18 protein-coding genes are annotated in these 19,004 nt (G+C 71.7%); 10 read left to right on the top strand and 8 right to left on the bottom strand.

The window, feature by feature from the left end:
* Window positions 1-21 precede the first annotated feature (21 nt).
* Genes AC2XR2_RS27025 through AC2XR2_RS27035 form a run of 3 tightly spaced genes read left to right on the top strand, consistent with a single transcriptional unit; the run spans window position 22 to window position 2,665 of the window.
* On the top strand, window positions 22-1,359 hold the full coding sequence (locus tag AC2XR2_RS27025; RefSeq protein WP_491516515.1) for a UDP-glucose dehydrogenase family protein: 1,338 nt from the start codon (window positions 22-24) through the stop codon (window positions 1,357-1,359).
* Complete coding sequence (locus AC2XR2_RS27030; protein WP_449352371.1) at window positions 1,356-2,111, top strand: polyprenol monophosphomannose synthase; 756 nt, start codon at window positions 1,356-1,358, stop codon at window positions 2,109-2,111. The genes AC2XR2_RS27025 and AC2XR2_RS27030 overlap by 4 nt, the downstream gene beginning before the upstream one ends.
* 8 nt (window positions 2,112-2,119) lie before the next feature.
* A complete protein-coding gene (locus AC2XR2_RS27035; RefSeq protein WP_381303515.1) occupies window positions 2,120-2,665 on the top strand; it encodes a GtrA family protein in 546 nt (181 codons plus the stop codon).
* Window positions 2,666-2,708: 43 nt separating this feature from the next.
* Here the strand turns inward: AC2XR2_RS27035 and AC2XR2_RS27040 are convergent, their stop codons facing one another.
* Window positions 2,709-3,599: a hypothetical protein gene (locus tag AC2XR2_RS27040; protein WP_449352370.1), complete on the bottom strand. Its 891-nt coding sequence runs from the start codon at window positions 3,597-3,599 to the stop codon at window positions 2,709-2,711.
* A gap of 349 nt (window positions 3,600-3,948) precedes the next feature.
* Here AC2XR2_RS27040 and rplM point away from each other — a divergent pair, with 349 nt between their 5' ends.
* The 3 genes from rplM (at window position 3,949) to glmM (ending at window position 6,502) form a co-directional block, all read left to right on the top strand.
* On the top strand, window positions 3,949-4,392 hold the full coding sequence (rplM, locus tag AC2XR2_RS27045; protein WP_123762523.1) for a 50S ribosomal protein L13: 444 nt from the start codon (window positions 3,949-3,951) through the stop codon (window positions 4,390-4,392).
* A 42-nt stretch (window positions 4,393-4,434) separates the two neighbouring features.
* Window positions 4,435-4,956: a 30S ribosomal protein S9 gene (gene rpsI / locus AC2XR2_RS27050; protein ID WP_123762524.1), complete on the top strand. Its 522-nt coding sequence runs from the start codon at window positions 4,435-4,437 to the stop codon at window positions 4,954-4,956.
* A gap of 187 nt (window positions 4,957-5,143) precedes the next feature.
* Window positions 5,144-6,502 carry a phosphoglucosamine mutase gene (gene glmM / locus AC2XR2_RS27055; RefSeq protein WP_449352369.1) on the top strand — a complete coding sequence of 453 codons (1,359 nt, stop codon included), beginning with the start codon at window positions 5,144-5,146 and terminating at the stop codon, window positions 6,500-6,502.
* A gap of 80 nt (window positions 6,503-6,582) precedes the next feature.
* Here the strand turns inward: glmM and AC2XR2_RS27060 are convergent, their stop codons facing one another.
* The 3 genes from AC2XR2_RS27060 to AC2XR2_RS27070 form a co-directional block, all read right to left on the bottom strand.
* A complete protein-coding gene (locus AC2XR2_RS27060; protein ID WP_381303522.1) occupies window positions 6,583-7,503 on the bottom strand; it encodes a DUF389 domain-containing protein in 921 nt (306 codons plus the stop codon).
* 26 nt (window positions 7,504-7,529) lie between these two features.
* Window positions 7,530-8,498, bottom strand: coding sequence for a type I pantothenate kinase (gene coaA / locus AC2XR2_RS27065; protein WP_381303524.1), 969 nt, complete (start codon window positions 8,496-8,498; stop codon window positions 7,530-7,532).
* A gap of 82 nt (window positions 8,499-8,580) precedes the next feature.
* Window positions 8,581-9,420, bottom strand: a complete 840-nt coding sequence (locus tag AC2XR2_RS27070) for a CbrC family protein (RefSeq protein ID WP_491516516.1) — start codon at window positions 9,418-9,420, stop codon at window positions 8,581-8,583.
* 121 nt (window positions 9,421-9,541) lie between these two features.
* On the opposite strand from AC2XR2_RS27070, the gene glmS reads away from it, so the two are divergent.
* Complete coding sequence (glmS, locus tag AC2XR2_RS27075; protein WP_449352367.1) at window positions 9,542-11,389, top strand: glutamine--fructose-6-phosphate transaminase (isomerizing); 1,848 nt, start codon at window positions 9,542-9,544, stop codon at window positions 11,387-11,389.
* A gap of 13 nt (window positions 11,390-11,402) precedes the next feature.
* On the opposite strand, the gene AC2XR2_RS27080 is transcribed toward glmS, so the two are convergent.
* From AC2XR2_RS27080 to AC2XR2_RS27090, 3 genes are all read right to left on the bottom strand, one after another.
* Window positions 11,403-13,019 carry a M16 family metallopeptidase gene (locus AC2XR2_RS27080; RefSeq protein WP_491516517.1) on the bottom strand — a complete coding sequence of 539 codons (1,617 nt, stop codon included), beginning with the start codon at window positions 13,017-13,019 and terminating at the stop codon, window positions 11,403-11,405.
* A gap of 17 nt (window positions 13,020-13,036) precedes the next feature.
* Window positions 13,037-14,008, bottom strand: a complete 972-nt coding sequence (locus tag AC2XR2_RS27085; protein ID WP_491516518.1) for a hypothetical protein — start codon at window positions 14,006-14,008, stop codon at window positions 13,037-13,039.
* 132 nt (window positions 14,009-14,140) lie between these two features.
* The gene (locus tag AC2XR2_RS27090; RefSeq protein ID WP_491516519.1) at window positions 14,141-14,776 is read right to left on the bottom strand and encodes a histidine phosphatase family protein; all 636 of its coding nucleotides are present in this window, start codon (window positions 14,774-14,776) and stop codon (window positions 14,141-14,143) included.
* Between the two features lie 651 nt (window positions 14,777-15,427).
* Between AC2XR2_RS27090 and AC2XR2_RS27095 the strand changes: the two genes are divergently transcribed.
* A complete protein-coding gene (locus tag AC2XR2_RS27095; RefSeq protein ID WP_330264986.1) occupies window positions 15,428-15,799 on the top strand; it encodes a holo-ACP synthase in 372 nt (123 codons plus the stop codon).
* 72 nt (window positions 15,800-15,871) lie between these two features.
* Here the strand turns inward: AC2XR2_RS27095 and AC2XR2_RS27100 are convergent, their stop codons facing one another.
* The gene (locus tag AC2XR2_RS27100) at window positions 15,872-16,498 is read right to left on the bottom strand and encodes a TOPRIM nucleotidyl transferase/hydrolase domain-containing protein (RefSeq protein ID WP_491516520.1); all 627 of its coding nucleotides are present in this window, start codon (window positions 16,496-16,498) and stop codon (window positions 15,872-15,874) included.
* Between the two features lie 104 nt (window positions 16,499-16,602).
* Here AC2XR2_RS27100 and AC2XR2_RS27105 point away from each other — a divergent pair, with 104 nt between their 5' ends.
* Both AC2XR2_RS27105 and AC2XR2_RS27110 read left to right on the top strand, forming a co-directional pair.
* A complete protein-coding gene (locus AC2XR2_RS27105; RefSeq protein ID WP_381307945.1) occupies window positions 16,603-18,093 on the top strand; it encodes an NAD(P)H-hydrate dehydratase in 1,491 nt (496 codons plus the stop codon).
* 228 nt (window positions 18,094-18,321) lie between these two features.
* Window positions 18,322-18,969, top strand: coding sequence for a M23 family metallopeptidase (locus AC2XR2_RS27110; RefSeq protein WP_330264983.1), 648 nt, complete (start codon window positions 18,322-18,324; stop codon window positions 18,967-18,969).
* The last annotated feature ends 35 nt before the right edge of the window (window positions 18,970-19,004 follow it).

Here is a 19,004-nt window from a genome sequence, read left to right on the forward strand (position 1 = left end):
AGTTGTGAAGGAGGCCGCTGGATGCGGCTCACAGTCATCGGCACCGGCTATCTCGGTGCCACCCACGCCGCCTGCATGGCGGAGCTCGGACACGAGGTGCTCGGGGTCGACGTGGACCCCGACAAGGTCGCCGCGCTGCAGGCGGGCCGGGTGCCCTTCCACGAGCCCGGGCTGCCCGAGCTGATCGCGAAGCACACGGCGAGCGGACGACTCGCGTTCACGACCGACTACGCGCAGGCCGGGGCCTTCGGCGACGTGCACTTCGTGTGTGTCGGAACCCCGCAGCGCCAGGGTTCGGAAGGCGCCGACCTGACCTACGTCGACGCGGCGTTCACGGCGATCGCCGAGCACGCGCGCGAGGGCTCGCTGCTGGTCGGCAAGTCGACCGTGCCCGTGGGGACGGCCGAGCGGCTGGCCGGCCTCCTCGAGGGCGTCGAGGTCGCCTGGAACCCGGAGTTCCTGCGCGAGGGCTTCGCCGTCGAGGACACCCTGCGCCCGGACCGGCTGGTGTTCGGCGTCCGCTCCGCGCGGGCGGAAGCGGTCCTGCGCTCGGTGTACGCACCGGTCCTCGACGCCGGCACCCCCGTCGTCGTCGCCGACCACCCCACCGCCGAGCTCGTCAAGACGGCCGCCAACGCGTTCCTCGCCACCAAGATCTCCTTCATCAACGCGATGGCCGAGATCTGCGAGGCCGCGGGCGGCGATGTCGGTGTCCTCGCCGAGGCCATCGGGTACGACGACCGGATCGGCCGGAAGTTCCTGCGCGCAGGGGTCGGCTTCGGCGGGGGCTGCCTGCCCAAGGACATCCGCGCCTTCGCGCACCGGGCCGACGAGCTCGGGGTCTCGCTGGCGTTCCTGCGCGAGGTCGACGCGATCAACATGCGGCGCCGCGACAAGGTTGTCGACCTGGCGCGGGAGCTGTGCGGCGGATCGGTGCTGGGGGCCCGCGTCGCCGTACTCGGAGCGGCCTTCAAGCCCGACTCCGACGACATCCGTGACTCACCGGCGCTCAACGTGGCCGCCCGGCTGCGCCTGGACGGCGCCGACGTCACGGTCTTCGACCCCGAGGCGCTGGACAACGCCCGCAAGGCGTTCCCGCTCCTCGGCTACGCGATGTCGGCACAGGAGGCGCTCAGGGGAGCCGACCTCGTGCTGCATCTGACCGAGTGGCCGCAGTTCCGGGAGATCGACCCGGAGCGAGCCGCTCAGCTGGTGAACCGGCCGTGGATCGTGGACGGCAGGGGGGTACTCGACGCGGACCGCTGGACCGCGGCGGGCTGGCACTTCCGGGCGCTGGGCAGACCGGCGCCCGTCGGGGAGGGAATCCCTTCGGGGCTCTCAGGGGAGGGAAAGAAATGACGTACGACCTGGGGGGTGCCCGCGTCACCGTGGTCATGCCCACCTACAACGAGGCGGCGAACCTGCCTCGGATCGCCGAGCTGGTCCTCGGGCTGCCCGTCGACGGGCTGCACCTGAAGATCGTCGACGACTCCAGCCCGGACGGCACCGGGCGGATCGCCGAGGAACTCGCCGAGAAGTACAACTGGGACGGGCGGCGCCGGATGAGCGTGCTGCACCGGACCGAGAAGGACGGGCTCGGGCGCGCCTACGTCGCCGGCATGAGCGCCGCGCTGGACGAGGGCGCCGAGTACGTGGTCCAGATGGACGCCGACGGCAGCCACCCCGTGGAAGCGGTCCCACGCATGCTCGGGACGGCCATCGCGTCCGGCGTGGGCCTGGTCGTCGGCAGCCGGTACGTGGAGGGCGGGTCGCTGGACGAGGAGTGGGGCAAGCACCGCGTGCTGCTCTCGCGCTTCGCCAACCGCTACGCCCGGACCGTGCTCGGCACCAAGATCCGGGACATCACCGCCGGCTTCAACCTGTGGTCGGCGGCCACCCTGCGCGACATCGACCTGGCGACCCTCGACAGCGCCGGGTACAGCTTCCAGGTCGAGCTGAAGTTCAAGGCCGTCCGGGCCGGGCACAGCGCCGTGGAGATCCCGATCCGCTTCGAGGAGCGCACCGAGGGTGTGTCCAAGATGAGCCTCGCGACGCAGATCGAGTCGGCGATCGTGCCGGTACGCCTCCGACTGCGCAACCGACGGGGCTGAGCGCCACGGTGAGCAGCGGACGGCATGCGCTTCCCTCCCGGTTCGGGAAGCTGTACCGCGAGATCGCGAAGTTCGGCATGGTGGGGGCCTCGGGCTTCGTCGTCAACCTCGCGGTCTTCAACCTCGTCAGGACCGTCACCGAGTGGCAGACGGTCCGGGCGAGCGTGCTGGCGACGGTCGTGGCGATCCTGAGCAACTACCTCGGCCTGCGGTACTTCGCGTACCGCAACCGGGACCAGGAGGACCGCAACAGCCGCCGGAAGGAGCTGACCCTCTTCCTCGTCTTCAGCGCGATCGGCCTGGTCATCGAGAACTCGGTGCTCTACGCGACGACCTACGGGCTCGGCTGGGACAGCACGCTGGCCACCAACGTCAGCAAGTTCCTCGGCATCGGCATCGCGACGCTCTTCCGGTTCTGGTCCTACCGCACCTGGGTCTTCAAGGCGTCCGGGAGCCGGCGGCCGGCCGAGGGGCCGGGGGATCCCGGCCAGTCGCGGGATCCCGTCGTGCCGTACCCCGAGCCCGCCCTGAGCGGCTCCTGGGAGCACACCTGAGCCGACCGGGCCGGAAGGGCCCGGCGCGCTCGTGCGCGCCGGGTCACTCGCCCGCCGCGGTGGAGGCCTGGGCCTCGCCCCGTCGGTGGATCTGGCGGAAGGTGAACTCGGCCAGGTTGTCGCCGATGCTGAAGACCGCGGTGTCCTTCTCCGTGACGTTCTTCCCGCCGGCGAAGCCGGAGATCGTGAAGTAGGCGTAGCGGCCGTAGGAGTTCGAGGTCGTGCGGCAGATCGCTGAGTTGCAGAAGGCCTTGACCGCGCCGCCGGGCAGCGACTTGACGATGTCCTTCTTGGTGTTGACCTGGCTCTTCGCCTTCTGCGCCGCGGCCTCGGTGTCGAACACGGCCACCCCGACCGTCACCGAGACGCCGTCCTTGGTGTAGCTGACGCGCATGAACTGGGTGCAGCCGTTGGCCTTGAGGATCTTGCCGAGGCTCGTCTGGACGGCGTCGGCGGCGGCGCAGTTCTTCGTGTCGGACGTCTCGCCCTTCTTGTACACGGTCGAGCCCATGGTCAGCTGGGTCCCCGGGAAGAGGAGCTTCGCGCTGAGCGGGGCCGTGTCCTTGGCCCTGCTGGCGATGAACTCCTTCGGGTCCAGCGGCGGCGGGGCGCTGGTCGGCGCGAACGACGGCACGGTCCCGGTGGCGCTCGGGATGTCGGCGGTCGCCGGCAGGGACGAGGTCGGCTTGTTCGCCTGGTCGTCGCCGTTCGCCGATACGACGGCCATCGCGACGGCGGTGCCTATCCCGACCGTGGCGAGCGCGCCGCCCACGATGAAGAAGAGCCGGCGTCGTCTGTTACGGGTCTCGGAGGCCTCGGCGAGCGCGGCCCAGTCCGGAGTCTGCTCGCCCCCGCCGCTGCTCCACGGCTGCTGCGACTGCGGTTTCCAGGGATCCCACTGGGACGGGGGTCCCCCCTGCTGCCCAAAGCTCATGGGGCGCATCTTAGACGGGGGACGGGTGGTGCTGTCGGGCCTGTGGACAGCGGCCCGGGGGACCTTTCCGGCACCGGTGCACAACTCGGCCGAGAAGGAGTCGACGGCGGCCGAGAAGCTGTCGCCGGGGCCTCGTTTTGACCCGTCCGTGGGACCCCGGGTATTCTGCCTCTTCGTTGTGTATTGGCTCGCTCGTTCTCGTGCGAGGGGCCTCTACCTAGGTTCCCTGGAGCAGTTACCAGTGGGCGGCATACGGGCAGTGGCCCGGCATATTTGTCGTCCCCAGCTGCACGATCGCTTCAGTGATGCCATGTGTCAGCACCCATCCACTGAAGAAGAAGGCTGCGAAGTGCGTACGTACAGCCCCAAGCCCGGCGATGTGACTCGCCAGTGGCACGTCATTGACGCTCAGGACGTCGTCCTGGGCCGTCTCGCCACCACTGCCGCCTCCCTGCTGCGCGGCAAGCACAAGCCGATCTACGCCCCTCACGTCGACACCGGTGACTTCGTCATCATCATCAACGCCGACAAGGTGCACCTCTCCGGCAACAAGCGGACCCAGAAGATGGCGTACCGCCACTCCGGCTACCCGGGTGGTCTGCGCTCGGTCCGCTACGACGAGCTCCTCGACAAGAACCCCGAGAAGGCCATCGAGAAGGCCATCAAGGGCATGCTCCCCAAGAACACGCTGGGCCGTCAGATGCTCTCGAAGCTGAAGGTCTACAAGGGTGACCAGCACCCGCACGGCGCGCAGCAGCCGCAGCCGTTCGAGATCACCCAGGTCGCGCAGTAAGTCCGGCCACCCCCTAAGACTGAAGAGAATCTGAGGAGAATCGTGGCCGAGACCACCGTCGAGACGCCCGTCGAGGGCGAAGAGATCGTCGACATCGACAGCTACACCACCGAGTCCGAGGTCCCCGTCGAGGGCGAGTACACCTCGGAGTCGCTCGCGTCCCGCTTCGGCGACCCGCAGCCGGCCGCCGGCCTGGGCCGTCGCAAGAACGCGATCGCCCGCGTCCGGATCGTCCCGGGCACCGGCAAGTGGAAGATCAACGGTCGCACCCTTGAGGACTACTTCCCCAACAAGGTGCACCAGCAGGAAGTCAACGAGCCCTTCAAGGTGCTCGAGCTCGAGGGCCGCTACGACGTCATCGCCCGCATCGCGGGTGGCGGTGTCTCCGGTCAGGCCGGTGCCCTGCGCCTCGGCGTGGCCCGCGCGCTGAACGAGGCCGACGTGGACAACAACCGCGGCGCCCTCAAGAAGGCCGGCTTCCTCCGCCGCGACGACCGTGCGGTCGAGCGCAAGAAGGCCGGTCTCAAGAAGGCCCGCAAGGCCCCGCAGTACAGCAAGCGTTAAGCTTCGCTGCCTGTCTGCTCGTACCGGCTCGTCCGCGAGCCAGCAGTACGTCCGTTCGCCCCGGCGGCACGCCACAGTGCCGCCGGGGCGTTCGTTTATCACAGTCTTGGGCGTATAACGGCACAAGGCGCTCAAAGGCTCATGTGATCGGATGATCTCCGTAACTGACGCTTCCCCAGGAGGACAAGTGGGACGACTCTTCGGCACGGACGGCGTGCGCGGTGTCGCCAACGCGGATCTGACGGCCGAGATGGCGCTCGGTCTGTCGGTCGCGGCGGCGCACGTGCTGGCCGAGGCGGGCACGTTCGAGGGCCACCGGCCTACGGCGGTCGTCGGACGGGACCCCCGCGCGTCCGGGGAGTTCCTGGAGGCCGCCGTGGTCGCGGGTCTCGCGAGCGCGGGGGTGGACGTGCTGAAGGTCGGCGTGCTGCCGACGCCCGCGGTCGCCTACCTCACCGGCGTCCTCGGCGCCGACCTCGGCGTCATGCTCTCCGCGAGCCACAACGCCATGCCCGACAACGGCGTCAAGTTCCTCGCGCGCGGCGGGCACAAGCTCGACGACGAGCTGGAGGACCGGATCGAGGCGGTCTACGACGCGCACCGGCACGGTGAGCCGTGGGAGCGCCCGACCGGCGCCGGTGTCGGCCGGGTGCGGTCCTACGGCGAGGGGTTCGACCAGTACGTGGCGCACCTCATCGCCGTACTCCCGAACCGGCTGGACGGTCTGAAGATCGTCCTCGACGAGGCGCACGGCGCCGCCGCCCGGGTGTCGCCGGAGGCGTTCTCGCGGGCCGGGGCCGAAGTGATCACGATCGGGGCGTCGCCGGACGGCCTCAACATCAACGACGGCTGCGGGTCCACGCACCTCGATCTGCTGAAGGCCGCGGTCGTCGAGCACGGGGCGGCGCTCGGTATCGCGCACGACGGGGACGCGGACCGGTGCCTGGCCGTCGACCACACCGGTGAGGAGGTCGACGGCGACCAGATCATGGCCGTGCTCGCGCTCGCCATGAAGGAGCGGGGCGCGCTGCGGGCCGACACCGTGGTGGCGACCGTCATGTCCAACCTCGGGTTCAAGCTGGCGCTGGAGCGGGAGGGGCTGCGGCTCGTCCAGACCGCGGTGGGGGACCGGTACGTCCTCGAGGAGATGAAGGAGCACGGGTACGCCCTCGGGGGCGAGCAGTCCGGGCACGTGATCATCCTGGACCACGCCACGACCGGGGACGGCACGCTGACCGGGCTGATGCTGGCGGCCCGGGTCGCGGAGAGCGGGCGGTCGCTGAAGGAACTGGCCTCTGTCATGGAGCGGTTGCCGCAGGTCCTGATCAACGTGCCTGATGTGGACCGGACCCGGGTGTCGACGTCTGCGGAACTGGCTTCCGCGGTGGCGGAGGCGGAGCGGGAACTCGGTGAGACGGGGCGGGTGTTGTTGCGGCCGTCCGGGACCGAGCCGTTGGTGCGGGTGATGGTCGAGGCCGCGGACATTGATCAGGCCCGGTCGGTGGCGGGGCGGTTGGCCGATGCGGTGAAGTCGGCGCTCGGCTGATTTCCGGGTTCGGGGCGGGGGTTCTGTCTCTTGCGGGCTGCGGCGCCATCGTGGCTGGTCGCGCAGTTCCCCGCGCCCCTTCAGGAGCGCTTTCGCCAGGCCCACTTCTGGAGCAGCAGGGTCACCGTGCCCGCCAGGACGATGCCCAGGAGGTTCAGCAGGAGCTGTTCCGTCGAGCCCCAGGTCTGCTCGGTGTCGCCGTAGCTGAGGGCCACCGCCGCGTTGGCGGCCGCCGGGACCGTGGTGACCGAGATGGCCACGCCCACCAGGGCACCGGACTTCGCCGAGGTCAGGGAGAGGGTGCCGGCGGCGCCCGCGAGGACGGCGACGATGAAGGAGAAGGCGTCCGGGGCGTAGACGAAGCCGGTCTGCGGGCGGTCGCCCTCCAGCTTCTGCTCGCTGAACAGATTCAGCGCGTCCATGAAGAGACTGAAGCCCACCGTCACCGCCATCGCCACGGCGAAGCCGGCCAGGAGGGCGATCAGGGAGCGCAGGGCCAGGCGGGGGGCGCGCTGCACGATCGAGGTGGAGATGCCGGCGAGCGGACCGAACTCCGGGCCCACCGCCATGGCGCCCACGATGAGGACCGCGTTGTCGAGCACGACACCGCAGGCCGCGATCATCGTGGCCAGCGTGATGAAGGCCAGGTAGGTGGCGGAGAGCGTCGACTCCTCGTGCGTGGCGTCGGTCAGGTGCTCCCACAGGACCGCGTCCGCGCCTTCGCCGGGTGCCTCCGCCTCGGCCTTGTCGGCGCGTTTCGACAGGGACAGGTCGATGTTCTCGACCGCGATGGAGCCGTTGGTGTCGAGGCCCAACTCCTGAAGATCGGTGAGGAGTTCGTCACCGGCCTCGCGGGCCACGTCGCACATCACGACGTCACCTTCGGGGTTGCGGGCGGCACCCCGCAGCACGACGAGATGGGTGGTGCCGACCGTCCCCTCGATCAGACGGACCACGTCGTCGGTCTGGTGGGCCGGCGTGATCAGGCGCAGATGCAGCATGACGCCTATTTAACAGGCGCGCTTTTCTAGAGCTTGCGGAGGCTGAGCCTGCGCACCTTGTGGTCCTGGCCCTTGCGGATGACGAGGGTGGCCCGGCCGCGGGTGGGGGCGATGTTCTCGACCAGGTTGGGCTTGTTGATGGTGCGCCAGAGGGTGCGGGCGTAGTCGACGGCCTCCTCCTCCGACACCTGCGTGTACTTCCTGAAGTACGACTCGGGGTTCTGGAAGGCGGTCTGCCGGAGCTTCCTGAACCTGCTGAGGTACCAGCGCTCGATGTCCTCGGCGCTCGCGTCGACGTACACGCTGAAGTCGAAGTAGTCGGCGAGACCGACGCGGGTGCGGCCGTCCGTGCCGGGGAGGGCGGGCTGGAGGACGTTCAGGCCCTCGACGATCAGGATGTCGGGGCGGCGGACCGTGAGCTTCTCGCCGGGGACGATGTCGTAGATCAGGTGGGAGTAGACCGGGGCCGAGACCTCGTCCTTGCCGGCCTTGATGTCGGCGACGAAACGGGTCAGCGCCCGGCGGTCGTACGACTCGGGAAATCCCTTGCGCGACATGAGCCCGCGGGCCTCCAGCTCGCGGGTGGGGAGCAGGAAGCCGTCGGTGGTGACCAGCTCCACGCGCGGGTGCTCGGGCCAGCGGGAGAGCAGGGCCTGGAGGAGGCGGGCGACGGTGGACTTGCCGACGGCGACCGACCCGGCGACCCCTATGACGAACGGGGTGCCGGACTGGGAGCCCTGTTCGCCGAGGAAGGTGTTCAGCGCCCCTCTCAGCCCGTCCGTGGCGCCGACGTAGAGGTTCAGCAGCCGGGACAGCGGGAGGTAGATGTCCCGCACCTCGTCCAGGTCGATGACGTCACCGAGACCGCGCAGCTTCTCGACCTCTTCGGCGTTCAGCGGGAGCGGAGTCTTCTCACGCAGCGCGCTCCACTCGGCGCGGGTGAGGTCGACGTAGGGAGTCGCCTCCGGCTTGTGCCGGTGGGCGCTCCGGGGCATCGGGGAGACCGGAGAGATCACAGTCCATTGTTAACGGAGTTTGAACGGGGTGGGGGGTGGGGTGTGTCACGCGGGGCCTTCGTCAGGTGGAGTCCGCGGAGGAGAGGGAGGTGGCGCAGACCCGGCAGCGGAAGAGGTACGCGGTGGGCCGGCCGTCCTTGTCGAGGGAGCCGAGGAACTCGGCGCCGTCGCCGCAGTGGGTGAGCCAGGTCGGCGACCGCCGGGCGACGAACCCCGGGGTACGCCGCAGGATCGTGGTCAGGACGTCTGCCGGTACGGCGCCCTCGACCCCCTCGGTGAAGGTGGCGTCCCAGCGCTCGGCGGCCGTGCCGAAGGCGATGCAGTGCGGGCAGATACCGGAGTCCGGGGCGTCGGTGGCGTACACGGGGCCGGTGTAGACCCAGCCGCGCTCCTGTCCGCAGCATGCGCAGGGGCCGTCGTAGGGGGTCACGGATCCGGTGGCCACGGGGTTCGGATGGTAGGGGAACGAGGGCAGGGCCGGGCGTCGGCGGGGCTCCGGCTGCGGGGAGATCAGGAGCTGGACGGCCAGGCCGGTCAGGGCCTCGGGGGCCACGACGACCGCCTCCGCGCGGAGGCTCTCCGGGAGGTGTCTGCGGTCGGCGTCGCTCGTGAGGATGGCCGGGCACCCGAGCGGCAGGACGGCGGCACCGGTGCGGCGGGCGAGTTCGGCGACGCGGTCGAGGATCTGACCGGTGGAGAAGCGGTTGAAGGTGAGTCCGAGGGCGTCGCCGTAGACCTCCGATCCGCCGCCGTCCCCGGCTTCGAGCTCCCAGGAGTCCGGGAGGCCGGTGGGCGGCATTCCGCCGACGGTGACGGGGGCGAGGACGTCGCGTATCGCGGGTTCGTCCATGGGGGCGGGTTGTCCGCCGACGAATCGGCAGAGGTACAGGCTGTAGCTCACATGGCTCCTTCGAATGCGGCACCCCGGCCCACGCCGGCTCGATACAGCTTCCCCTCGCGATATCCGGAATCGGGCACCGAGTGCCGTGTTCCGGAGGTCCGCGCCCCCTAGGCTGCCCCGCATGTGCGGAATCGTGGGATACGTGGGGTCGCAGTCGGCGCTTGATGTCGTGATGGCCGGGCTGAAGAGGCTGGAGTACCGGGGGTACGACTCGGCGGGGGTCGCCGTGCTGGCGGACGGGGGGCTGGCGGCGGCCAAGAAGGCCGGGAAGCTGGTGAATCTGGAGAAGGAGCTGGTCGATCGGCCGTTGCCGTCGGGGGCCACCGGGATCGGGCACACGCGGTGGGCCACGCACGGGGGACCCACGGACGCCAACGCACATCCGCATCTGGACAACGCCGGCCGGGTGTCCGTCGTCCACAACGGGATCATCGAGAACTTCGCCGCGCTGCGGGGGGAGTTGGAGGAGCGGGGGCACACCCTCGCCTCCGAGACCGACACCGAGGTCGTCGCGCATCTGCTCGCCGAGGAGTTCTCCGCGACCGCCGATCTCGCCGAGGCCATGCGGCTGGTGTGCCGGCGGCTGGAGGGCGCGTTCACGCTGGTCGCGGTGCACGCCGACGAGCCGGACGTGGTCGTCGGCGCGCGGCGGAACTCGCCGCTCGTGGTCGGGGTGGGGGAGGGCGAGGCCTTCCTCGCCTCCGATGTCGCCGCCTTCATCGCGCACACGCGGTCCGCGATCGAGCTGGGGCAGGACCAGGTCGTGGAGCTGCGGCGGGACGGCGTGACCGTCACCGGGTTCGACGGGCGGCCCGCCGACGTCCGCTCCTACCACGTCGACTGGGACGCCTCCGCCGCCGAGAAGGGCGGCTACGACTACTTCATGCTCAAGGAGATCGCCGAGCAGCCCAAGGCGGTCGCCGACACCCTGCTGGGCCGGATCGACGCGGCCGGCTCGCTGACCCTGGACGAGGTGCGGATCTCGGCCGCCGAGCTGCGGGAGGTCGACAAGGTCGTCATCGTCGCGTGCGGTACGGCCTTCCACGCGGGACTCATCGCCAAGTACGCCATCGAGCACTGGACCCGGATCCCCTGCGAGGTGGAGCTGGCCAGCGAGTTCCGCTACCGGGACCCGATCCTGGACTCCCGGTCCCTCGTCATCGCCATCTCCCAGTCCGGGGAGACCATGGACACCCTCATGGCGCTACGGCACGCCCGTGAGCAGGGTTCGAAGGTCCTGGCGATCTGCAACACCAACGGGTCCACCATCCCCCGGGAGTCCGACGCCGTGCTGTACACGCACGCCGGGCCCGAGGTCGCCGTGGCGTCGACGAAGGCGTTCCTGACCCAGCTCGTGGCGTGTTACCTGGTCGCGCTGTACCTCGGGCAGGTGCGGGGGACCAAGTGGGGCGACGAGATCTCCGCCGTCATCCGGGACCTGTCGCACATCTCCGGCGAGGTCGAGCGGGTGCTGGAGACCATGGAGCCGGTGCGGGCGCTGGCCCGGTCGCTGGCCGACAAGAACACCGTGCTGTTCCTCGGGCGGCACGTCGGGTATCCGGTGGCCCTCGAAGGCGCGCTCAAGCTCAAGGAACTCGCCTACATGCACGCCGAGGGCTTCGCGGCGGGCGAGCTCAAGCACGGGCCGATCGCCCTCATCGAGGAGGACCTGCCGGTCGTGGTCGTCGTGCCCTCGCCGCGCGGGCGGTCGGTGCTGCACGACAAGATCGTGTCCAACATCCAGGAGATCCGGGCGCGCGGGGCGCGGACCATCGTCATCGCGGAGGAGGGCGACGAGACCGTGGTGCCCTACGCCGACCACCTGATCCGCATCCCGGCCACGCCGACCCTCCTCCAGCCGCTCGTGGCCACGGTGCCGCTCCAGGTCTTCGCCTGCGAACTGGCCACGGCCCGGGGCAACGAGGTGGACCAGCCGCGGAACCTGGCGAAGTCGGTCACGGTGGAGTAGCGGTCGGACGCCTTCACTTCCTCCGGCCGGGCCGTAGGAGCCGGCTCATGAGCGACTCGCCCCGTGCTGCCCCCGTCTTCTTCCGGGGGGTGGCAGGGGGCCGGGGGCTCGCACCCTCGCGCGGCTGAGGGATCTCCGCCGCGGGGCGCGCGGGCAGAGGGACGATCACGGCGGGCGGAACGGCCTTGTCCAGTACGGCGATCCGCTCCTCCGTGACGTCCCCGTACAGGGTCGGCTCCACGATCACCTGGAACCCGTCGAGGCCGATCAGGCAGCGGCCTCCGTCGGGTCGGGTCGTCATCGCCGCACAGGTGTCGTACCGCACGGTGACCAGACCGGCCGGCGTCGACAGGGTCACGCCCGCGGCCCCGATGATCAGCGTGACGTCGTCGTCCTCCAGGGACGGGTGCAGGGTGCCGGAGACCCCGGACGGTGAGAAGTGGGGGGCCTGGGTGAGACCCGCCCAGTCGGCTCCCCCGCGCGGCACCTGGAGCAGCCCGCCGCCCCACGCCTCGCGGGCGACCTCGCGCAGCTCTTCGACCGTGACCGCCCGCAGTTCCTCCCGGTACTGATCGGGAGCCAGGATGCGGTGTCCGGTCAGCAGGCTCAGCGCGTACGACGGCAACAGGGCCGCACCGAGGTCGGGGACGTCGTAGCGCTTGAGCAACTTGCCGCGCGCGGAGTCCAGTTCGGACTGCTCGATGCGGCCCGCGCGCAGCCGGGCGAACGCGTCGACGAAACCGCCGACCGCCGCGTCCTGCTTCTGCGGCAGCGCGTCGGCGTACGCGGTGAGGGTGGCGAAGTCGGCGTCGCGCGGGGAGTAGTCGGCCTCCGCCGAGTACGAGTAGCCGCCCTTCTGCCGCAGGTCCTGGAAGAGGGCGCGGCCCAGCACCTCGGCGAACACGGCGGCCGCGGTGGAGCGGCGGACGACGGAGGTGAAGACGACATGGCCGTCGTCGCCGTGCAGCCAGGCCGGGGTGACGGGGAGCGTGCTGGTGGCGGGCGGGGTGGGGAAGCGGCGGCCGGCGGGCAGGGTGAGGTCCAGGCCGTCCGGGACGCGGTCCGTGGAGAGGAACAGCACGGCGTTGTCCCGGGTGAAGCGGGTCGCGGCCCAGTCGCGCACCTGGTCGGCGGTCAGGCTCCAGGTGCCGAGTTCGTCCTGGCTCCCCAGGCCGTAGCCCTGGGCGCCGTAACGCCACAGCGGCATCCGGGACAGCGGACCCTTGCCGCGGCTGCCGGCCTCGGTGCGCAGGATCTCCTTCTCCGTCTCCATCCGGCCCATCGGGAGGTCGCGCAGGGCCGCGCACACGCCGTTGAGATACGTGACGACCTCGTCCTCGTCGCCCGTGACGTGGAAGAGGGTGTACGTGCTCGCCGTGGCGCCGTTGTAGTGCAGGTCGGACAGGCCCAGGTGGTGCAGCGCGAGGTGCTCGACGAGGTGCGTGATGCCCGCGGTGGGCAGGGTCTCGTCGGCGTGGCCCACCCGGAAGGCGAGACCGGCCGTGATCCGGCGGTCGGTGCTCGGGGCGAAGAGGGTGGGGATGCCGTGGACGGTGGTGTGGCCGACGAAGCCGTCGGGGGCGTCGAGGCTCTCGGCCGTCGGGACGGGTGGGTGCTCCTGTGCGGTCATGTCGGGTGTCCCCTCCCTCAGGGCGTCGCCTGAGCGGCGGCCGCGCGGTACTCCGTGAACCGGGTCCTCCAGTCGGGCACGTGCCGCCAGACCGACTCGGACGCCGTGTCGCCCAGGGCGGCGAAGTGCGGGGCGGCGTCGCCGACATGGCCGCCGAGGGAGAAGACCAGGGCGAAGGCGCTGTGGCTGTCGGTCCAGCGCCAGTCCCGGCGGTGGTCCGGGTGCAGGACGGACGCCCGGGCGGCACGGCGCAGTTCGTCGCGGACGGCCGTGCTCCGCAGGTACTCCTCGGCCTCGGCACCGTCCAGCGCGGCCCGGTGCGCGAGGTGGGCCTCGGCGACCAGGACACCGGCGTGCGATCCGTCCGGTGCGGCGCTCGCGCACTCCTCGGCGAAGCCGTGCGCGGCCTCCCACGATCCGCCCCCCTCGGGGCACAGCTGCCGCAGCAGGCGGGACTGCGCGTGGGCGTGGTGCGGGTGGTGCTCCGCCAGCCGGTCGTAACGCCGCCGGGCCTCGGACTGCCCCAGCCCCAGCCCACGGGCGGTCGCCAGCCGGGCGGTCCACGCGGGGACGTACGCCGGCTGCTCCGCGCACACCTCGATCAGCAGCAGCTCCGCCTTGCACAGCCAGTCGTGGCACTGCCGGGCCGCGTCCCACGAGACGCTCTCGGCGGGGCCGCGGCCGCGGGCGCGCAGGCCGAGACGGACGTACCGCTCGGCGAGGAGCGTGCGAGCGAGGGGGTCGGCGGGCCGGTCCTTCACCGCCTTCTCCAGGAACCACTCGGTCCGCTCGACCCGTGCGAGGAGCGCGGCGGCGACGGAGACGTCCTCGCCCCCGGTGGCTCCGTCGCCGGGGATCCCCTCGAAGAACGCCCGCACGGCCGCCCAGTCCCCGTCCCACGCGGCATCCCGGAGCGGCGCGAGCGCGGGCACGGCGTCGAAGGGCTCGGTGACGAGTGGTCGGGGCTCGCCGACAGTACTTTCGCCCATACGACGGTCCCCCTGGCCTGGTCGATACACGGCGCGCTGTGCTGCGCAGGCTAACAGGAGGGGTTACTGGGGGTTACCGGGTTTCGGGGTGTGAAGTGGGCGCGCGGGCCGGCCGCGGCCCGGCCGGAGCGGTCAGACGTGGGAGTCGGGAGGGAAGCCCGTCCAGCGCAGGTCGGCGGGCAGGTGGCGCATGTCGTTCGTGACGAGGACGGAGGGGGCTCGGCCGGGTGCGTAACGGATGACCGTGAGCGCCGCGTTGGCGTGGTTGAGGCCGAGCCAGCGCCACTTGGGGGCGTGCAGGGCGTCCCGGACGAGCCACGCGACGAGGAAGTTGTGGGTGACGACCAGCTCGTGCCGGTCCTCCTCGCCGTCCGCCGGGCCGGTGAAGAGGTCGAGTGCCCGGCGGGCCGGCGTGGCGCCCTGGTCCCGCTCCTCTTCGGTGGTGTCGGCGAGGAAGCGGAGGTAGAAGTCGGCCGAGTCGGCGGGGAGTTCGTGTCGTGGCGGTACGTAGGGGACGTAGTCGCCCGCGAGGTCGGAGGCGTGCAGGGGGACGTCCTTCAGCTGGTCGCCGATCAGACGCGCGGTCTGCACAGCCCGAGGCAGCGGCCCGTGGTGAACGGCGGTGAGGGGCACGTCCCGGAGCCGCTGCCCGAGCAACACGGCCTGTCGCCGCCCGGCCTCCGTCAGCCCGCTCTCGTCCGGCAGGGCCTCACCGTGCCGGGCGAGGTACAGGTAGCGGGTGGCTGTGCCGGTCTTCTCGGGCTGCACGGTGATCGGTCTCCTCCGCAGGTGGGGCCCTTGCGGGCTTCGTAAAGATCGCTTAAAACTCTCATCACTCCACTTCCGTGACCGTAGGGGGTCCCGTGCGTCCGGCACGTCCGCTTGGTGTGGCCACCGCCTTCGGGCCGGCCACGGTCCTGACCGTGCTGTGCGTGGGCGGGTGCTCGGCCGACCCCGAGGAGGCGGACCCTGCGCCGACGGTCTCGGCATCCCCGACGGCCGACGCCCTCAAGGCCAAGCCCTCGGCGTCCCCCTCCCCGAGCGCATCTGTCTCCGCGTCTCCCACACCTTCGAGGTCCACGCCGACACCGCGGCCGACCCGGACTTCCTCGACCCGGGTGGGTGGGTCCGGGACATCGACCGGGTCCGGCAAGACGGCGGGCGGTTCCAGTGGCGGGACCGGCGCCGTTCCCCAGAACCCGAACCGGGGCCCGAACCCTCCACCCGCACCACCCCGGCCGACCCCCACCCCGGAGTGGACCTCGGGCGCCTGGCAGCCCGGCGACCCCGTGGAGACGACCGCTCCGGTGATGCCGCCGGGGCAGGGCTGACCTGGTACGACCCGGTGGTGGTCACGGCGCGCTCTTCAGGGACTCCGCCAGGCCCTCAGGGACTCCGTCGGGATCGTAAAGTGCCCGGATGAGCATCATCGGGGTCGGTATCGACGTTGCCGAGATCGAGCGGTTCGCGGCGTCGCTGGAGCGTACGCCGGGGTTGGCCCGGCGGTTGTTCCTGGACAGTGAGTTGCTGCTGCCCGGTGGGGAGCGGCGGGGGGTCGCCTCGCTCGCCGCGCGGTTCGCCGCCAAGGAGGCGCTGGCCAAGGCGCTGGGCGCGCCGGCCGGCCTGTACTGGACCGACGCCGAGGTGTACGTCGAGGACAGCGGGCAGCCCCGGCTGCGGGTGACCGGGACCGTGGCCGCGCGGGCCGCCGAACTCGGGGTGCGGTCCTGGCACGTGTCGCTCAGTCATGACGCGGGGGTCGCTTCGGCGGTGGTGATCGCGGAGGGTTGACCGTTGGTGTGGTTGCGGATCCCGGAGTGAGCCCCCGGGCGTTGTTCCGTTGCAGTCCTGTCTGAACCTCCCTCAGCCCTGCCCCAGCGCCGCGAACAGCTCATCCAGCGGCGCCGGTACCCGGTCGGCGTCCAGGGCCTCGACCAGGAGGTGGCCGTAGCGGATCTTGCGGCCCTTCTTCGTGCCCAGGAAGCGGCGGAACTGCTGCTCGCGGGGGCGGCCGTGCTGGGCGGGCTGGGAGAGGAAGGTCTGCCAGGGGCGCAGGTCGCCCTCCGTCTCGACGATCTCCTCGACCCTCGCCGTGCCGAGCGCGCGGATCAGTTCGTCCTCCAGGTCCGCCTCGCAGACGAAGTACGCCGCGTCGGCCGCGCCCGCCCGCCTCAGGCCACGGTCGTAGTAGGGCTGTTCGCGTACGTCGCACAGGCCCGTCAGGCGCAGGTCCAGGCCGGGCGGCCCCAGGACGGCGGCGAAGCGGGCGATGCTCATCGCCCCGCCCATCGACACCGCGGCCACTCCCTCCGCGGCCAGGTCCCGGCCCCGCCGGGCCGCCAGCGTCTCCACGGCCGCCAGATCGCTCGGGCCCTCCAGCAGCACCGCCGTCCGTACTCCCAACTGCTCGGACAACTCACGCGCCGGATCGCCTGAACCACCGTTCGCCCAGCCGCTCACCGCGTCCCGGAACGCCCCCATGTCTGCCATACAGGGAGTCTGCACCGGCGGCCGACGCCACGGCACCTGATATCCGGTGGGTGCGCCGGGTCGCCGTTGGTCACCTCCGTCCCCTGCGGGGGACACTCGGACCCATGCGAACTGCGTACAGCGTGGAGACGGTCAGGGCGGCCGAGCGGGAGCTGATGGCCCGGTTGCCGGAGGGTGCGCTCATGCAGCGGGCGGCGGCCGGGCTGGCGGCCGCCTGCGCGGACCTGCTGGGGCGGGTGTACGGCCGTCGGGTCGTGCTGCTCGTCGGGAGCGGGGACAACGGCGGGGACGCCCTGTACGCGGGCGCGCGGCTCGCGCGCCGGGGCGCCGGGGTGACCGCCGTGCTGCTCGCGCCGGAACGGGCCCACGCCGGGGGGCTGGCCGCGTTGAGGCGGGCCGGTGGGCGTGCGGTGGGGACCGACGGGCGGGCCGTGGAGGGTGATCGGGGGGCCGCCGGACCCCTTGGAGCGGCCGGTGTCGAGGACCTGATCGCGCGCGCCGACCTCCTCCTCGACGGGATCGTCGGTATCGGTGGCAAGGGCGGGCTGCGGCCCGAGGCCGCCCGGCTGGCCGAGGTCGCCGAGCGGGCGCGGGGTGCCGTCGTCGCCGTGGATCTGCCGAGTGGGGTCGAGGCGGACACCGGGGAGGTGCGGGGGGCCGCCGTACGGGCCGATCTGACCGTCACCTTCGGGACGCACAAGCCGGGGCTGCTGGTCGATCCCGCGCGGGAGTACGCCGGGTCGGTGCGGCTCGTCGACATCGGGCTGAGCGCTGTGCTGCCCGCCGAGGCCGAGCTGGAGGCCCTCCAACACGCCGACGTACGGCGGCTGTTGCCGGTGCCGAGCGGGGAGAGCGACAAGTACCGGCGCGGTGTCGTCGGGATCGCCGCCGGGTCCGCGCGCTATCCGGGGGCCGCCGTGCTCGCCGTGTCCGGGGCGCTGCGGGGCGGTGCCGGGGCCGTGCGGTACGTCGGGCCGGCCGGGGACGCCGTGCTCGCCCGCTTCCCCGAGACGCTCGTCTCCGACCAGGGGCCGAAGCAGGCCGGGCGGGTGCAGGCGTGGGTGGTCGGGCCGGGGGCCGGGGACGACGCCTCGGCGGTCGGCGAGGTGCTGGCGTCGGACGTGCCCGTGCTCGTCGACGCGGACGGGCTGCGGCTCGCCGACCGGGACGCCGTACGGGCACGTACCGCGCCGACTCTCATGACCCCGCACGCCGGAGAGGCCGCCGCGCTGCTCGGGGTGCCGCGCGAGGAGGTCGAGGCGGCCCGGCTGGCCTCGGCGCGCGAACTCGCCGCCCGCTACGACGCGACCGTGCTGCTCAAGGGCTCGACCACGCTCGTCGCCGACGCCGCCGGCGGGGCCGTACGCGTCAACCCGACCGGGACGCCCTGGCTGGCCACCGCCGGCAGCGGTGACGTCCTCTCCGGTCTCGCGGGGTCCCTGCTCGCGTCCGGACTGACGGCCCTGGACGCCGGCAGCACGGCCGCCTACCTGCACGGCCTGGCCGGCCGCTTCGCGGCCCACGGAGCACCGGTGGGCGCCCACGACGTGGCAGAGGCGCTACCGGAGGCCTGGCGGGACGTGACGGAGGGGTGAGCGGGGGCCGCCCGGAGCACGGCCACGCAGGGCGGCACGCGGCGGACGTGGGTCCGGCAGGCCCCCGCCACCGCGCCCGCCCCGCTCCCGGTTCCGCCGCGCCCGCCCCGCTCCCGTCGCCCGCCCGCGCGGTGGCAAATGGAGCACCGTGCGCGAACTACTACCTGATGGGACCAATACCGGTCGGCCGAATATGCGGAGCCGAAAGGGCGATGTTTCGCTGGCCGCATGGATGAGCCAAATATACGCGGCACCACCCGGCGTGAACTGCTGGGCGGAGCGGCAGTCGTTCTGGGGAGTCCCGTTCTCGGTTTCCGTGAGGACCGCGAGGACATCCCGGACCCGTCACAGGAACAGCCCGAAGAGCCCGGAGGCAGCTGCTCCGGCGACATGGACGAGGAGTTCGAGGAACTGCTGGCGGCGGCCGAGGACGTCGAGGTCGATGACAGCGACCGCGCCCTCGCCCCCGCCAAGTGGACCCGCCCCATCAAGAAGAGAGCCAGGGTGACGATGCGTTACCGGGTGCGCGGCAACTGGCTGGTGGGATACCACACAGGAGTGGATCTTGCCGTCCCCAAGGGCACCCCGGTTTACGCGGTCGGCACCGGCACCGTCGTCCTGGCCAGCTGGTCGGGGTCGTACGGAAAGGCCGTGACGCTCAAGATGAGCGACGGCCGCTATGTGGTCTACGGCCATCTGAACCGCATCTCGGTCGCGCGCGGAGCCAAGGTCAAGGCCGGCACCCGGATCGGCAGCAGCGGTGCCACCGGCCGGGCCACCGGCCCGCACCTGCACTTCGAGGTGCGCGCCCGGCGCCCCTACGGCTCGGACATCGACCCGGTGAAGTACCTGGCCCGGCACGGCCTGAGCCTCTGACACGCGCGCGCGTGGGTGCGTCCCGGGGACGTGCT

It is taken from the genome of Streptomyces sp. LS-MS-L19, assembly GCF_058382285.1.

Excerpts from the sequence above, each read along its gene's own strand:
- AC2XR2_RS27110 (WP_330264983.1), top strand. The coding sequence starts at position 18,322 with ATGGATGAGCCAAATATACGCGGCACCACCCGGCGTGAACTGCTGGGC.
- glmS (WP_449352367.1), top strand. The coding sequence starts at position 9,542 with ATGTGCGGAATCGTGGGATACGTGGGGTCGCAGTCGGCGCTTGATGTC.
- coaA (WP_381303524.1), bottom strand. The coding sequence starts at position 8,498 with ATGCCCCGGAGCGCCCACCGGCACAAGCCGGAGGCGACTCCCTACGTC.
- AC2XR2_RS27030 (WP_449352371.1), top strand. The coding sequence starts at position 1,356 with ATGACGTACGACCTGGGGGGTGCCCGCGTCACCGTGGTCATGCCCACC.
- AC2XR2_RS27095 (WP_330264986.1), top strand. The coding sequence starts at position 15,428 with ATGAGCATCATCGGGGTCGGTATCGACGTTGCCGAGATCGAGCGGTTC.
- AC2XR2_RS27025 (WP_491516515.1), top strand. The coding sequence starts at position 22 with ATGCGGCTCACAGTCATCGGCACCGGCTATCTCGGTGCCACCCACGCC.
- AC2XR2_RS27060 (WP_381303522.1), bottom strand. The coding sequence starts at position 7,503 with ATGCTGCATCTGCGCCTGATCACGCCGGCCCACCAGACCGACGACGTG.
- AC2XR2_RS27105 (WP_381307945.1), top strand. The coding sequence starts at position 16,603 with ATGCGAACTGCGTACAGCGTGGAGACGGTCAGGGCGGCCGAGCGGGAG.
- AC2XR2_RS27100 (WP_491516520.1), bottom strand. The coding sequence starts at position 16,498 with ATGGCAGACATGGGGGCGTTCCGGGACGCGGTGAGCGGCTGGGCGAAC.
- AC2XR2_RS27085 (WP_491516518.1), bottom strand. The coding sequence starts at position 14,008 with ATGGGCGAAAGTACTGTCGGCGAGCCCCGACCACTCGTCACCGAGCCC.
- AC2XR2_RS27080 (WP_491516517.1), bottom strand. The coding sequence starts at position 13,019 with ATGACCGCACAGGAGCACCCACCCGTCCCGACGGCCGAGAGCCTCGAC.
- AC2XR2_RS27040 (WP_449352370.1), bottom strand. The coding sequence starts at position 3,599 with ATGAGCTTTGGGCAGCAGGGGGGACCCCCGTCCCAGTGGGATCCCTGG.